Raw genomic sequence first — 13,385 nt, forward strand, 5'->3', positions numbered from 1 at the left:
CGGGGTGTGGGTATCGCCACATTCTGACCGCGGCCGTGGCCCATTAGGGTCTGTTGACTGCATACAAAGCCCTGTGACACCCGACGACGCGAGGGACGGCCGATGTACCAGCAGGCGAGCGACGACGCACGGGACCCGTTCGGCTGGGTCGAGGACCAGGCCGAGCGTCGGCGCCGTGCCGGTCTGGTGCGCGCCCTGCGACCGCGCCCGGCGTCCTGGGGCCTGCTGGACCTCGCGAGCAACGACTACCTGGGCCTCACCCGCCACCCGGAGGTCGTCGAAGCCGCCGCCGACGCGGCCAGGCAGTGGGGCGCGGGCGCGACCGGCTCCCGGCTGGTCACCGGGACCACCGAGCTGCACGCCCGCCTGGAGCGGGAACTCGCGGAGTTCTGCGGCTTCGAGTCCGCGCTCGTCCTGTCCTCCGGTTACGCCGCCAACCTGGCCGCCGTCACCGCGCTCGCCCCGCACGGCTCCCTGATCGTCTCGGACGCCGCCAACCACGCCTCGCTCATCGACGGCTGCCGCCTGGCCCGCGCCACCACCTCGGTCGCCGCGCACGCCGACCCTCAGGCCGTGCGCAAGGCCCTGGACGCGCACGCCGGACCCGCGCTCGCCGTCACCGACGCGGTGTTCTCCGTCGACGGCGACGCGGCCCCGCTGCCCGCCCTCGCCGAAGCCTGCCGGGCGTACGGGGCGGGACTCCTGGTCGACGACGCGCACGGCCTCGGCGTGCTCGGCGCGGGCGGCCGGGGCGCCGCGCACGCGGCCGGGATCGCGGGCGCGCCGGACGTCGTCGTCACCGTCACCCTGTCCAAGTCGCTGGGCAGCCAGGGCGGCGCCGTACTCGGCCCCGCCAAGGTGATCGACCACCTGGTGAACACCGCCCGCACCTTCATCTTCGACACCGGGCTCGCCCCCGCGGCCGCGGGCGGGGCGCTGGCGGCGCTGCGGCTGCTGCGCCGCGAACCGGAGCGCGCCGAGCGGGCCCGCCGGGTGGCGGCCGCGCTGCACGACGGGCTCACCGCCGCGGGCCTGCGGGCGGTACGGCCCGACGCGGCCGTGGTGTCCGTGTGCGCGCCGGGGCCGGACGAGGCGGTGCGGTGGGCGGCCGACTGCCGGGCCGTGGGCCTGGCCGTCGGCTGCTTCCGCCCGCCGTCCGTGCCGGACGGCGTCCCCCGGATCCGGCTGACGGCGCGCGGTGACCTGACGCGCCAGCAGGTCGACGAGGCCGTGCGGACCGTCGTCGCCACCGCGCCCGACGGCGCTGCGTGACCGTGCCCGACGGCGTCGGGCACGGCGCCGATGGGCCAGTATCACCCAAATCCGTTCTTCCGTAGCAGAGTTCACCGCTTCGGGCGACAGATGTATGCATATCTGCCGGGATCGCCACGCTTCGGGGCCCTCCAGTGGCAGTCTGGCGCGAAGCACCAGTCCGGGGCCGACCCGCCACATCCGCTACGTAACGGAGTTCGGTCCCGGTGGGAAAGGGACAGCGTCGCCATGGCAGATCATCAGGAAGCATCCGTCACTCTGCCGAGCGAGCCCGCCTCGGTCTCCGCGGCGCGGAAGTACGTCAGCAGCACCCTGGCCGAATGGGGCCTCCCCGGTGACGCCGAGGTGCAGGACACCGTCCGGCTCATCGTCTCCGAGCTCGCGACCAACGCCGTCCAGCACACGTTCGGTCAGTCGCCGACCTTCACGGTCGACCTGGAGCTCGAACGGGACGAGCGGCTGAGCATCGGCGTCACCGACAGTCACCCCCGCTTCCCCAAGCGGCTGCCCGCGGCCGTCCAGCAGGACAACGGCCGCGGCATGGTCATCATCCGCTGGCTGACGGCCGAGTGCGGCGGCCGCCTCGCGGTGCGGCCGACGGACGAGGGCGGCAAGACTATCTGGATCACCCTGCCCTGGACGGCCCCCGTCCAGAACTGAACCCGAGCCCGGCCGCCGGAGCGAGCCTCCGAGCCCGGCCGCCGGGGCGCGGCCCGAGCACGCTCGCCCGCGGAGCGCCCTGCGTGCTCAGAGCGCCGCGGGCCGCCCGAACGCGCCGCGCAGCAGCGCTCGCAGGGTGTCCGCCGCCGGGTTCGCCTCGTCCGCCCGGTACGCCACCGAGATCGTACGGCTCAGCCCCGGCGGGTCCAACAGCCGTACGCTCACCGGAGTCAGAGCGTTGCGCGCCACCATCTCGGGCACCACGGCGACCCCGAGCCCCGCGCTGGCCAGCGCGCACACCAGGGCGTAGCCGGGCGTCTCGACCACCACCGACGGGCTGGCCCCGGCCGCCGCGAGCACGGCCTCCACCTCCCGGCGGCGCGGCGGCCAGGGCGCGCTGATCAGCGGCTGCCCGGCGAGCGCACCCAGCGGCAGCCGCCCCGCGCCGTCCGCCAGCGCGTGCCCCGGAGCGGTCACCAGGACCAACTCCTCGGACAGCAGGACCTCGACGGCGACCGCCGACGGCAAGGGCTCCGTCCCGCCCGGCCGGTACGCGTGCGTCAGCGCGAGATCCACCGCGCCGTCCGCCACCGCGGCGACTCCCGCCGGAGGCTCGTACTCCGCCACCGCCAGCTCGACGTCGGGATGCGCCCTGCGGAACGCGCTGAGCGCCGGCGGCAGCAGCTGAAGCCCGGCCGTGGCGAAGGCCCCGATCCGCAGCCGCCCGCCGGAGAGCCCGGCCAGCCGGGCCAGTTCGTGCCGGGCCAGATCCAGCTCGTCCAGCACCCTGCGGGCCCGCGCCGCCAGGAGCTCGCCCGCGGCCGTCAGCCGCGCCCCCCGGTGGTGCCGCACCAGCAGCACGGCCCCGGCCTCCCGCTCCAGCTTGGCGAGCTGCTGGGACAACGCGGGCGCCGTATAGCCGAGTCGCGCGGCGGCCCGAGTGATCGAACCGGCCTCGGCGACCGCCACCAGCGCGGCGAGCCGGGTGGGATCGTACATAAAGCAACTCTTAAGGCAGACCCTCAAGATTGCAAGTACCTGCTGAAGGCTCACGGCGGGCACGCTGAAGGCCATGGACACGCAACTGGTCGCCTTCACCGGGTTCGCCGCCGCCATGGTCGCCATGCCGGGCGCGGACTTCACCGTCGTGGTGCGCAACGCTCTGGCCTCGCGCCGGGCGGGCGCCGCCTGCGCCCTGGGGATCGCGGCCGGACTGCTGGTGCACACCACGCTCGCCGTGGCCGGGGCCGCCGCCCTGCTCGCGGCCGTTCCGGCGCTGTTCCGCGCCTTGCAACTGCTGGGCGGCGGCTATGTCCTCTACCTCGGGTACGGCGCGCTGCGCGCCGCGGCCCGGCCGCGCCCGGCCGTCGATGCCGCCGCCGACGCCGAGGGGCCGTCGGCCGTACGGCCCGCCAGGGCCCTGCGCCAGGGGTTCCTGACCAACGCGCTCAACCCGAAGGCGTCGATCACCTTCCTCAGCGTGCTGCCCCAGTTCGTGCCCGCGTCGAGCCCGGCGATGCCGCGCACGCTGCTGCTCGCGGCGATCATCGTCGGGCTCGCCGCGGTCTGGTTCCAGGCCGTCGCCCTGCTGGTGGACCGGCTGGGCCGCTGGCTGCGCCGACCGCGTACGGCCCGCGCCGTCGAGGGCGTCAGCGGCACGGCGCTGGCCGCCCTGGGGCTGACCTTGCTGGCGACACCACTGGCGGGCTGACCACCGACCGGGGGCGGGCGCCCTGCCCCGCGCGCCGGACAGGGCGATGGCGCTAGCGCACCCGCCCGTAGGACACGCTCCTGGTCCAGATCTTCTGCAGGCGCACCACGTCGCCGCTCTTGGGCGCGTGCCAGATGCGGCCGCTACCGGCGTAGATGCCGACGTGGTAGACGCTCCGCCCGGAATGGAAGAACACCAGATCGCCGCGCTGGCGCTGGCCCGACGTGACCCGCCGGGTCTTGTTGCGCTGGGCCGCCGCGGTGCGCGGCAGCCGCTTGCCGACACGCTTGAACGAGTACAGGGTCAGCCCCGAACAGTCGAAGCGGCGCGGCCCCGCCGCGCCCCACTGGTACGGAGCCCCCTTCTTGGACGCCGCGACCTTGACGGCCTTGACCGAGTGAGCCGCGGCTTCGGCCTGGTTCGCGGCGCCCGGCGCCACGACGGTGCCGCCGACGGCGATGAGGCCGAGGGCCGATGCGGTCCCGGCCCGAGTGAGCAGAGTCCGAGTGAGCTGAGAAGGAACACGGTGACGGATGGTCATGCGTAACCCCTTCGGTCCGGACCACCCCGCCGGTGTTGGCGGGGCTTGTCGTGGCAAGGGATCCTGGCGCACGAAACACGCCGATTCGTGGAGAAACAGCGGTATGTGAGGCTCATCACGAATGCGCTGTTCGGGTGGGTGGCCGGAGGTCAGCGGCCGGGGTGACGGCTCGCGAGGCCCCCGGACCAGCACCGAAACCGCACTGTCCGGACATCAGTTACCAAACACGGGCGATTTCGTGACGCTATGAAGACGGATTTCCACACCGCCGATCAGGCGACCCGGACTGGTCCCTTCGGGGTACGGGGCGGCCGGGCGACCCGCCCCGTACCCCCCGGACGCCCCGGCGCGCGCCGTCAGGTCCGGGGAGCGGGCGGCAGCGTGACCCGCCCGGCCCGTCGCTCGCCGTCCAGCACGCGCAGCGCTCGGGTGAGGACGGCCGCGTGGACCTCGGCCTCGCCGCGCTGGTGCATCAGGGTCAGGGCGTCCCGCAGCGCGGTGGCCTTGGCGACCAGGGCCTGCGCGGCGCGCAGCGAGCCGTAGGTGTCGCGGCCGCGCGCCGGGTTGATCCGGCCCAGCAGGTCGACCACCTCCAGATACCGGTCGACGACCTCCGACTCGGCACGGGTCAGCGCGGGGAGTTCGGGGAGTCCGGGGAGCTCGGGCGGTTGCGCTGGCGGCATCGGCGGCTCACCTCGCGCCGGGCGTCGCCCGGAGCGCCTTGCGGCTGGGGATGATCTGGTCCACCAGGCCGTAGTCCACCGCCTCCCGCGCGGTGAGGATCTTGTCCCGCTCGATGTCCGCCGCGATCCGCTCGGGGCGCTGCCCGGTGTGGCGTACGAGCATCCCCTCCAGCAGGTCGCGGGTGCGCATGAGTTCGTCGGCCTGGATCGCCAGATCGGTCGCCTGTCCCTGGAGCGGCTCGGCGGCGGACGGCTGGTGGATCAGCACTCGGGCGCCGGGCAGCGTGTACCGCTTGCCGGGCGTTCCGGCCGCGAGCAGCACGGCCGCGGCGGAGGCCGCCTGCCCCAGACAGACCGTCTCGACGTCGCAACTGACGTACCGCATCGTGTCGTAGAGCGCGGTCATCGCGCTGAACGAGCCGCCGGGGGAGTTGATGTACAGCGAGATGTCCCGGTCGGGTGCGGCGTGCTCGAGATGCATGAACTGGGCCATCGCGTCGCTGGCCGACGTGTCGTCGACCGGTGTCCCGAGGAAGACGATGCGCTCCTCGAGCAGCTTCGCGTAGGGGTCCATGGTGCGGTGGCGTCCGGCGCTGGTGCGCTCGGTGAACTCGGGCAGGACGTAACGGGCGGACGGTGGGTTCACGGCAGGGCGCTCCTCGTCGATCGATACGTGCGGTGCTGTGTGCGGTTCTGTAAAAAATGTACAGGACGCACATTCCAGGGGGAGAGTGCGGGAAGAGGAAGGGGCGGTCGGCGCGGGGTGCTTAGGCTGGGGGCATGGCCTACGAGATTCCGGTGACGCAAGCGCGGGCAGAGCTCGCCGACCTCATCAACCGTGTCGTGTACGGCGGAGAGCGCGTCGTGGTCACGCGGCACGGCAAGCCGCTCGTGGCCTTGGTGTCGGCCGCCGACCTGGAGCGTCTTGAGCAGCCGCGGCACGACGCCGACGAGCAGGTGATCAGCGCCGTCTCGACGGTGCGCGGCGCGGGGGCGCCGCCCGCGGCGGAACGCCAGCGCTTCGGCATCGCGGCCGAACACCGCGGCCCGAATCCGTCGTAGACCCCGGTGGCCGTACGCCCCCGTCCGCTACGGCGGGGGCGTACGGCCGGTCCGTGGGGCGGCGGCGTCAGTCCGCCGGGGCGGGCTCCGGCACGGCCTGCGGCTCGCCCGCCGCGACGCCGCCCCCGGCGGCCCGGCGTCCGCCGAGCAGCACCGCCGTCAGGCCCAGCGCCGTCCACAGGCCGAGCACCAGCGCGGGCCCGCCCGCCTGGGCCCCGTCGAAGAAGGACACCGACCGTAGCAGGCTCCCGCCCGCGCCCGGCGGCAGCCACTGGCCGATCAGCCCCACGGGCTGGGGGAGCAACTCGGGCGCCGAGGTCACCCCGGAGAACGGGTTGCCGAGCAGGACGACCAGCAGGGCGCCGACGCCGATGCCCGCGGGACCGATCAGGGCCGCGAGTCCGGCGACGGCGGCGCCCACCGCCAGCACCGTCAGGCTCAGCGCACCGGCCTCGGTCCAGCAGTCGCCGGTGAGCACGCCCAGCCAGCTGTGTGCGAGTGCGGCGGCGACCAGGCCCACCAGTACGGCCGCGCCGACCAGGGCGATGGCCGCACGCAGCCGCCGCAGCCCGGTCATCGCCACCAGGGCGCCGGCCGCCACCCCGGCGAGCGTCATCGGCAGCACACTGGAGCCCAGCGCGATGCCGCGCGGATCGCCGTCCGGCGCCGGTACGACGTCGACGGTCCGGACGGGCGTCCCGCCGGGAGACTGGGCGGTCACCGCCTGCCGTAGCAGCCGGTCCACTACAGGGCTCGCCGCCGACGCGGTCAGCAGCTTCGGGCCGCGCTCGGTGACGACGACCGCGCCGTATACGGCGCGGTCCTCGACGGCCGCCCGCGCGGCGGCCTCGTCCGCGTAACGGCGGACGTCGAACGCGCCGCCGTTCTCCTCCAGCCGATCCTGTACGGCGCTGGCGGCGGCCGTCGGACCCGCGACGCCGAGCGGGAGGTCCTGGGGTGCCAGCCGGGCGGCCGGCCAGGTGAACGCCCACAGCGCGAGGGCGGCCAGCAGCGGGACCAGCACGGTGACCGCGACCATCCGGCGGGACCGCGGCAGAGCGGATGCGGTGGACATGGCGTCCCTCGATTCGCATGTCGGAGATCAAAAAGAAGGATCGTTCGTTTTCTTGGATTCACTGTCCAGCCGGGAGTCACCCTTGTCAAGAAGGAACGTTCGTTTTACTTTGTGGGCATGGCCCGTGTATCTCAGGAACACCTAGACGCCCGCCGCCGCCAGATCCTGGACGGCGCCGCGCGCTGCTTCGCGCGAAACGGCTTCCACGCCACATCCATGCAGGACGTCCTGCGCGAGGTCGACCTGTCGGCGGGTGCGGTCTACCGCTACTTCAGCGGCAAGGAGGAGCTGATCGGAGCGGTCGTCGGCGAGGTGCTCGACGTCATCCGCGGCGCCTTCGACGCGGCGCTGCGGCAGAGCCCGCCGCCGGGGCCCGACGTCCTCCTGGAGGAGGTGTTCGCCAAGGTGCTCCGGCCGGATACCGGCATGTCCTACGACGGCGAGTCCGGCTTCCCGCGGCTGATGATCCAGGCCTGGACGGAGACTCTCCGCAACGACGAGCTGTCCGCCGTGCTGCGGGACGGCTACGCCCAGGTACGGGAGGCCTGGGTGCGGGTGATCGAGGCCTACCAGGACGCGGGAATGATGCGCGCGGACGTCCCCGCCGACAGCGTGGCCCGGACGATGATCGCCTTGGCGCAGGGGTTCGCGGCCCAGCAGGCGCTGTTCGGGGAGTCGACGGAGCACTCGGCGGCGGAGGGGCTGCGCGGACTGATGTCGATGGGGCGACCCCGGCCCAGTTAACGCGGTGGAAAAACTTCCGCATTAGCGTGCGACATCTTCCCCCGACGTGCGTCACGGGGGCGTCGACTGTGAGGTGGCACGCGTGCAACTGACCCCGCATGAACAGGAACGGCTGCTCATCCATGTGGCGGCCGATGTGGCAGACAAGCGCCGAGCGCGGGGCCTGCGGCTCAACCACCCCGAAGCGGTCGCGCTGATCACCTCGCACATCCTCGAGGGCGCCCGCGACGGCCGGACCGTCGCCGAGCTGATGGCGTCCGGGCGTAAGGTGCTCACCCGCGATGACGTGATGGAGGGCATCGCGGAGATGCTCCACGACGTCCAGGTCGAGGCCACGTTCCCGGACGGCACCAAACTCGTCACCGTCCACGACCCGATCGTCTGACGGGGAGCGCCGATGACTTCCCCGACCCCGCCCCCGACCCCGATGCCTGCGGCTCCTGAGGCCTCCGCGAGCCCTGCGGGCCCCCCGGCCCCCGCGGCCTCCGCGACTCCCGTGATTCCGGGTGAGGTTCTCTTCGCCGACGCGCCCGTGCGCCTCAACGAGGGGTGCCCGGTCACCCGGCTCACCGTCCTGAACCGCGCCGACCGGCCCGTGCAGGTCGGCTCCCACTACCACTTCGCCGAGGCCAATCCGGGCCTGGACTTCGACCGCGCGGCCGCCCGCGGGCTGCGGCTGCACATCGCGGCCGGGACCGCCGTCCGGTTTGAGCCCGGCATCCCCGTCGACGTGGAACTCGTCCCCCTGGCCGGGGCCCGTATCGTCCCCGGCCTGCGCGGTGAGACCGGAGGTGCCCTCGATGGCTGAACTGACCCGCGCCGCCTACGCCGACCTGTTCGGCCCCACCACCGGCGACCGTATCCGCCTCGCCGACACCGACCTGCTCGTCGAGATCGAGGAGGACCGCGCGGGCGGCCCCGGACACGCTGGGGACGAGGCGGTGTTCGGCGGCGGCAAGGTCATCCGCGAGTCGATGGGCCAGTCCCGCGCCACCCGCGCCGACGGTGCGCCCGACACCGTGATCACCGGCGCGGTGATCCTCGACCACTGGGGCGTCGTCAAGGCCGATATCGGCATCAGGGACGGCCGGATCACCGGCATCGGCAAGGCCGGGAACCCGGACACCATGGACGGCGTACACCCGGACCTGGTCATCGGCCCGGAGACCGAGATCATCGCGGGCAACGGCAAGATCGTCACCGCGGGCGCCATCGACGCCCATGTGCACTTCATCTGCCCGCAGCTCGCCGACGAGGCCCTCGCCTCGGGCATCACCACCCTGGTCGGCGGCGGCACCGGACCCGCCGAAGGCAGCAAGGCCACCACCGTCACCCCCGGCCCCTGGCACCTCGCCCGGATGCTGGAGGCCATGGACGGCTACCCGGTCAACCTCGGACTGCTCGGCAAGGGCAACACCGTCTCGCGCGAGGCGATGCACTCCCAACTGCGCGGCGGCGCACTCGGCTTGAAGATCCACGAGGACTGGGGCGCGACCCCCGCCGCCATCGACGCGGCGCTCGGCGTCTGCGACGAGACCGGCGCCCAGCTCGCCATCCACACGGACACCCTGAACGAGGCGGGGTTCGTCGGCGACACCCTGGCGGCGATCGCCGGGCGCACCCTGCACGCCTACCACACCGAGGGCGCGGGCGGCGGGCACGCACCGGACATCATCACCGTCGTCTCCGAGCCCAACATCCTGCCCAGCTCCACCAACCCGACCCGGCCGCACACCGTCAACACGATCGAGGAACACCTCGACATGCTGATGGTCTGCCACCACCTCAACCCGGCGGTCCCCGAAGACCTGGCCTTCGCCGAGTCCCGGATCAGACCGTCCACCATCGCGGCCGAGGACGTCCTGCACGACCTCGGCGCGATCTCGATCATCTCATCGGACGCCCAGGCGATGGGCCGGATCGGCGAGGTCGTCCTGCGCACCTGGCAGACCGCGCACGTCATGAAGCGGCGGCGCGGCCCGCTGCCGGGCGACTCCCGCGCGGACAACCTCCGCGCCCGTCGCTATGTCGCCAAGTACACCATCAATCCCGCCGTCGCCCAGGGCATGGACGCCGAGATCGGCTCCGTCGAGTCCGGCAAGCTCGCCGACCTGGTGCTGTGGGACCCCGCCTTCTTCGGCGTCAAGCCGCAGCTGGTCATCAAGGGCGGACAGATCGCGTACGCGCAGATGGGCGACGCCAACGCGTCCATCCCCACACCGCAGCCGGTACTGCCCCGCCCCATGTTCGGCGCGACGGGCCGGGCGCCGGGCAGCAACTCGCTCAACTTCGTGACGGGGGCGGCCCTGGACGACGGGCTGCCCGAGCGGCTCGGCCTCGGCAAGCGGTTCACCGCGATCGGAGACACGCGCCGCGTCAGCAAGGCGGACATGCGCGAGAACGCCGCCACTCCGCGCGTCCTGGTCGACCCCGACAGCTTCGCCGTCACCGTCGACGGCGAACGCGTCGAGCCCGCGCCCGCCGCCGAACTGCCCATGGCCCAGCGCTACTTCCTCTTCTGAGAGCTGAGAGCTGAGAGCTGAAGGGAGGGAGCCAGGGATGTCCAGAGCCGCACTGCTGGTACTCGCCGACGGCCGCTTCCCCGCCGGAGGGCACGCGCACTCCGGCGGCGCCGAGGCGGCGGTCGCCGCGGGCCGCGTCACCGACGCCGCGAGCCTCGCGGAGTTCTGCCGCGGGCGGCTGCACACCGCGGGCCTGACCGCGGCCGCCCTCGCCGCGGCGGCCGCGCTGGGCGTGGACCCGCTGGAGCTGGACGAGGCCGCGGACGCCCGCACCCCGTCGGCCGCGCTGCGCACCGCGTCCCGCAGGCTCGGCCGCCAGCTGACACGGGCGGCCCGCGCCACCTGGCCGTCGGCCGCGCTCGACGCGCTCGCCGAGGCCAGGCCGCGCGGCGCGCACCAGCCCGTGGTGCTCGGACTCGCCGCGCGCGCCGCGGGGCTCGGGCCCGTGGACGCCGCGTACTGCGCCGCGTACGAGAACCTCAGCGGCCCGGCGACCGCGACCGTACGGCTGCTCAGCCTGGACCCCTTCGACGCCACCGCGGTACTGGCCCGGCTCGCGCCCGAGGCCGACCGCGTCGCCGACCAGGCGACCGACGCCGCCCGGCGCGCCCTCGACGACGGCGTCGACGCGCTGCCCGCCGCCTCCGCGCCGCTGCTGGAGATCAGCGCGGAGGCGCACGGCGCCTGGCCCGTACGCCTCTTCGCGTCCTGAGCGCCGCACCGACCCTCGACGGACAACGACGCCACGCCACGACGACACCCCGCCGACGCAACGACACAACACGCCACGCCACGACCCCGCACCACCCGCAGCCCCCTGGAGCCGCACCATGCACCTCGACCACGCCACCGTCTACCCCGAACGGCACACCCACAGCGCCGACGCCCTGCGCCGCGACGGCGCCCGGCGCGCGCTGCGGATCGGCCTCGGCGGTCCGGTCGGCTCCGGCAAGACCGCGACCGTGGCGGCCCTGTGCCGGGCCCTGCGTGACACGGTCTCGCTGGCCGTCGTCACCAACGACATCTACACCCGCGAGGACGCGGCCTTCCTGCTGCGCGAGGCGGTGCTGCCGCCCGAGCGGATCACCGCGGTGGAGACCGGGGCCTGCCCGCACACCGCCATCCGCGACGACATCTCGGCCAACCTCGAAGCCGTGGAGGACCTGGAGGACGAGGTCGGCCCGCTCGACCTGATCCTCGTCGAGTCCGGCGGCGACAACCTCACCGCCACCTTCTCCAGGGGCCTGGTCGACGCCCAGATCTTCGTGATCGACGTCGCGGGCGGCGACGACATCCCCCGCAAGGGCGGCCCCGGTGTGACCACCGCCGACCTCCTGGTCGTCAACAAGACCGACCTCGCCCCGTACGTCGGCTCCGACCTGGCGCGCATGGCCCGCGACGCCGAGGAGCAGCGCGCCGAACTCCCCGTCGTCTTCCAGTCCCTGCGCTCCGACGACGGCGTCGGAGCCGTCGCCGCCTGGGTGCGCGAACGCCTCGCCGCCTGGACCGCCGCATGACCGCCACGGCGGCCTACGCCCCCGGCCCCCCGGCCTCGGCGGCGGGGGTCCGTGCCACGGCGCGGATCGTCGCGCGGGCGGACGGGCGGGGCGGCACCGCGCTGCCCGTACTCGACGGCGAGGGGCCGCTCGCCGTGCGGCGCACCCGCGCCGCCGGGGGCGAGGCCCGTGTCACGCTCGTCGGCGCGATGAGCGCCCCGCTGGGAGGCGACCGCCTCGCCGTCGAGGCCGAGGCGCACGCCGGGGCGCGGCTGCGGGTCGGCTCCGCGGCCGCCACGATCGCCCTGCCGGGGCAGCGGCCGGAGCCCGCCCACTACGCCGTACGGCTCACGGTGGGCGCGGGCGCCGCACTCGACTGGCTGCCCGAACAGCTCATCTCGGCCCGCGGCAGCGACCTGCGGGTCACCACCCACGCCGAACTCGCCCCGGACGCCCGGCTGCTGCTGCGCGAGGAGCAGGTGCTCGGCCGGTCGGGGGAGCCTCCGGGAAGGCTGACGACCCGGCTGACGCTGTGCTACGCGGGCCGCACCCTGCTCGACCAGGAACTGGCCTGCGGACCCGGCGCACCGGGCGGCTGGGACGGCCCGGCGGTCCTGGGCGGCCACCGAGCCACTGGGCAACTCGTCGTCGTGCACCCTCAGTTCGCCGCTCGGCCGCCCGAGCCGCGCACCCTGGGAGAGCACGCGTCCCTCACCCCGCTCACCGGACCCGCGGCGCTGGTCACCGCCGTAGCGCCCGACGCCCTGCGGCTACGCCGAATCCTCGACGACGCCCTGCACAGGCTGACGTGACGAGAGGCCGGGCTGCCGGGCGGTCCCCCCGCTGATCCGCACCCTGGGCCGGGCCCAGCGGCGGGTTCACGGGAGGGCTGTCAACTCAGCGGCATTCGCGGGAACTTCTTTGGCTGCTTGGCCTGCTCCGCCTGCTCCTCGGCCTTCACTTGGGCGGCGTAGCGGTCCACGTACTCCTGCCCGGACAGCCCGAGGATCGCGTACATGATCTCGTCGGTCACGGCGCGCAGCGCCGCCTTCTCGTTCTCCATGCCGGCGAACCGGGTGAAGTCCAGCGGCTGGCCGAAGCGGATCGTCACCCGCTTGAACGTGGGGACGATCTGCCCTGGCGGCTGCGCCTCGAATGTCCCGATCATCGCGCACGGCACCACCGGAACGCCCGCCTTGACCGCCATCGCGGCTACCCCGACCTTGCCCTTGTAGAGTCGCCCGTCGTGCGAGCGGGTGCCCTCCGGGTAGATCCCGAGCAGTTCGCCCTTGCTCAGCACCCCGAGCCCCTCGCGGATCGCGGCCTGGCCCGCGTCCTTGCCGGAGCGGTCCACCGGGATCTGGCCCGCGCTGCGGAAGAACGCCGCGACGAGCCGTCCCTTGAGGCCGGGGCCCGTGAAGTACTCGGCCTTCGCGAGGAAGGTGATACGCCGCTTGATGACCGCAGGCATCAGGAAGTGGTCGGAGAATGACAGGTGATTGCCCGCGATGATCGCCGCGCCGGACTCCGGCACATGCTCGAGGCCCTCGATCCGAGGCCGGAACAGCAGCCGCAGCAACGGCCCCAGCAGCACGTATTTGAGCACGTAATAGAACATG

Annotated in this window: 17 protein-coding genes; 11 read left to right on the plus strand and 6 right to left on the minus strand. The window is 73.8% G+C overall.

The window, feature by feature from the left end; genetic code table 11:
* Nucleotides 1–102: 102 nt before the first annotated feature.
* Entirely contained in the window at nt 103–1,272 is a 1,170-nt protein-coding gene (locus ACX6XY_RS02220; protein WP_460325670.1) for an 8-amino-7-oxononanoate synthase, read from the plus strand.
* Nucleotides 1,273–1,500: 228 nt separating this feature from the next.
* Nucleotides 1,501–1,932 (plus strand): ATP-binding protein, encoded by a 432-nt coding sequence (locus ACX6XY_RS02225; RefSeq protein WP_460325672.1) that lies wholly within the window; start codon nt 1,501–1,503, stop codon nt 1,930–1,932.
* Between the two features lie 87 nt (nt 1,933–2,019).
* Here the strand turns inward: ACX6XY_RS02225 and ACX6XY_RS02230 are convergent, their stop codons facing one another.
* Nucleotides 2,020–2,931, minus strand: a complete 912-nt coding sequence (locus ACX6XY_RS02230) for a LysR family transcriptional regulator (RefSeq protein WP_460325674.1) — start codon at nt 2,929–2,931, stop codon at nt 2,020–2,022.
* A 73-nt stretch (nt 2,932–3,004) separates the two neighbouring features.
* Between ACX6XY_RS02230 and ACX6XY_RS02235 the strand changes: the two genes are divergently transcribed.
* Nucleotides 3,005–3,643 (plus strand): LysE family translocator, encoded by a 639-nt coding sequence (locus tag ACX6XY_RS02235; RefSeq protein ID WP_460325676.1) that lies wholly within the window; start codon nt 3,005–3,007, stop codon nt 3,641–3,643.
* Nucleotides 3,644–3,695: 52 nt separating this feature from the next.
* Here ACX6XY_RS02235 and ACX6XY_RS02240 read toward each other — a convergent pair whose 3' ends face one another.
* From ACX6XY_RS02240 to ACX6XY_RS02250, 3 genes are all read right to left on the minus strand, one after another.
* On the minus strand, nt 3,696–4,184 hold the full coding sequence (locus ACX6XY_RS02240) for a C40 family peptidase (RefSeq protein WP_460325678.1): 489 nt from the start codon (nt 4,182–4,184) through the stop codon (nt 3,696–3,698).
* 356 nt (nt 4,185–4,540) lie between these two features.
* Entirely contained in the window at nt 4,541–4,867 is a 327-nt protein-coding gene (locus tag ACX6XY_RS02245; protein WP_460325680.1) for a hypothetical protein, read from the minus strand.
* A 7-nt stretch (nt 4,868–4,874) separates the two neighbouring features.
* Nucleotides 4,875–5,513, minus strand: coding sequence for an ATP-dependent Clp protease proteolytic subunit (locus ACX6XY_RS02250; protein ID WP_460325682.1), 639 nt, complete (start codon nt 5,511–5,513; stop codon nt 4,875–4,877).
* Nucleotides 5,514–5,647: 134 nt separating this feature from the next.
* Between ACX6XY_RS02250 and ACX6XY_RS02255 the strand changes: the two genes are divergently transcribed.
* The gene (locus ACX6XY_RS02255; RefSeq protein WP_460325684.1) at nt 5,648–5,929 is read left to right on the plus strand and encodes a type II toxin-antitoxin system Phd/YefM family antitoxin; all 282 of its coding nucleotides are present in this window, start codon (nt 5,648–5,650) and stop codon (nt 5,927–5,929) included.
* 67 nt (nt 5,930–5,996) lie between these two features.
* Here the strand turns inward: ACX6XY_RS02255 and ACX6XY_RS02260 are convergent, their stop codons facing one another.
* Entirely contained in the window at nt 5,997–7,004 is a 1,008-nt protein-coding gene (locus ACX6XY_RS02260; RefSeq protein WP_460325686.1) for an ABC transporter permease, read from the minus strand.
* Between the two features lie 117 nt (nt 7,005–7,121).
* Between ACX6XY_RS02260 and ACX6XY_RS02265 the strand changes: the two genes are divergently transcribed.
* From ACX6XY_RS02265 to ACX6XY_RS02295, 7 genes are all read left to right on the plus strand, one after another.
* Complete coding sequence (locus ACX6XY_RS02265) at nt 7,122–7,748, plus strand: TetR/AcrR family transcriptional regulator (RefSeq protein ID WP_460325688.1); 627 nt, start codon at nt 7,122–7,124, stop codon at nt 7,746–7,748.
* 82 nt (nt 7,749–7,830) lie between these two features.
* On the plus strand, nt 7,831–8,133 hold the full coding sequence (locus ACX6XY_RS02270; protein ID WP_460325690.1) for an urease subunit gamma: 303 nt from the start codon (nt 7,831–7,833) through the stop codon (nt 8,131–8,133).
* 111 nt (nt 8,134–8,244) lie between these two features.
* Nucleotides 8,245–8,556, plus strand: a complete 312-nt coding sequence (locus tag ACX6XY_RS02275; protein WP_460325780.1) for an urease subunit beta — start codon at nt 8,245–8,247, stop codon at nt 8,554–8,556.
* Complete coding sequence (locus tag ACX6XY_RS02280) at nt 8,549–10,270, plus strand: urease subunit alpha (RefSeq protein ID WP_460325692.1); 1,722 nt, start codon at nt 8,549–8,551, stop codon at nt 10,268–10,270. The genes ACX6XY_RS02275 and ACX6XY_RS02280 overlap by 8 nt, the downstream gene beginning before the upstream one ends.
* Nucleotides 10,271–10,307: 37 nt before the next feature.
* A complete protein-coding gene (locus ACX6XY_RS02285; protein ID WP_460325694.1) occupies nt 10,308–10,982 on the plus strand; it encodes an urease accessory protein UreF in 675 nt (224 codons plus the stop codon).
* A gap of 118 nt (nt 10,983–11,100) precedes the next feature.
* On the plus strand, nt 11,101–11,787 hold the full coding sequence (gene ureG, locus ACX6XY_RS02290; protein WP_460325696.1) for an urease accessory protein UreG: 687 nt from the start codon (nt 11,101–11,103) through the stop codon (nt 11,785–11,787).
* Nucleotides 11,784–12,578: an urease accessory protein UreD gene (locus ACX6XY_RS02295; RefSeq protein WP_460325698.1), complete on the plus strand. Its 795-nt coding sequence runs from the start codon at nt 11,784–11,786 to the stop codon at nt 12,576–12,578. The genes ureG and ACX6XY_RS02295 overlap by 4 nt, the downstream gene beginning before the upstream one ends.
* Before the next feature lie 80 nt (nt 12,579–12,658).
* Here the strand turns inward: ACX6XY_RS02295 and ACX6XY_RS02300 are convergent, their stop codons facing one another.
* Nucleotides 12,659–13,384, minus strand: coding sequence for a lysophospholipid acyltransferase family protein (locus ACX6XY_RS02300; protein WP_460325700.1), 726 nt, complete (start codon nt 13,382–13,384; stop codon nt 12,659–12,661).
* Nucleotide 13,385 lies beyond the last annotated feature (1 nt).

It is taken from the genome of Streptomyces sp. O3 (assembly GCF_054788135.1).

Coding starts and splice junctions, on each gene's coding strand:
- ACX6XY_RS02280 (WP_460325692.1), top strand. CDS start 8,549: ATGGCTGAACTGACCCGCGCCGCCTACGCCGACCTGTTCGGCCCCACC.
- ACX6XY_RS02235 (WP_460325676.1), top strand. CDS start 3,005: ATGGACACGCAACTGGTCGCCTTCACCGGGTTCGCCGCCGCCATGGTC.
- ACX6XY_RS02260 (WP_460325686.1), bottom strand. CDS start 7,004: ATGTCCACCGCATCCGCTCTGCCGCGGTCCCGCCGGATGGTCGCGGTC.
- ACX6XY_RS02295 (WP_460325698.1), top strand. CDS start 11,784: ATGACCGCCACGGCGGCCTACGCCCCCGGCCCCCCGGCCTCGGCGGCG.
- ACX6XY_RS02255 (WP_460325684.1), top strand. CDS start 5,648: ATGGCCTACGAGATTCCGGTGACGCAAGCGCGGGCAGAGCTCGCCGAC.
- ureG (WP_460325696.1), top strand. CDS start 11,101: ATGCACCTCGACCACGCCACCGTCTACCCCGAACGGCACACCCACAGC.
- ACX6XY_RS02300 (WP_460325700.1), bottom strand. CDS start 13,384: ATGTTCTATTACGTGCTCAAATACGTGCTGCTGGGGCCGTTGCTGCGG.
- ACX6XY_RS02220 (WP_460325670.1), top strand. CDS start 103: ATGTACCAGCAGGCGAGCGACGACGCACGGGACCCGTTCGGCTGGGTC.
- ACX6XY_RS02225 (WP_460325672.1), top strand. CDS start 1,501: ATGGCAGATCATCAGGAAGCATCCGTCACTCTGCCGAGCGAGCCCGCC.
- ACX6XY_RS02265 (WP_460325688.1), top strand. CDS start 7,122: ATGGCCCGTGTATCTCAGGAACACCTAGACGCCCGCCGCCGCCAGATC.
- ACX6XY_RS02240 (WP_460325678.1), bottom strand. CDS start 4,184: ATGACCATCCGTCACCGTGTTCCTTCTCAGCTCACTCGGACTCTGCTC.
- ACX6XY_RS02245 (WP_460325680.1), bottom strand. CDS start 4,867: ATGCCGCCAGCGCAACCGCCCGAGCTCCCCGGACTCCCCGAACTCCCC.
- ACX6XY_RS02230 (WP_460325674.1), bottom strand. CDS start 2,931: ATGTACGATCCCACCCGGCTCGCCGCGCTGGTGGCGGTCGCCGAGGCC.
- ACX6XY_RS02285 (WP_460325694.1), top strand. CDS start 10,308: ATGTCCAGAGCCGCACTGCTGGTACTCGCCGACGGCCGCTTCCCCGCC.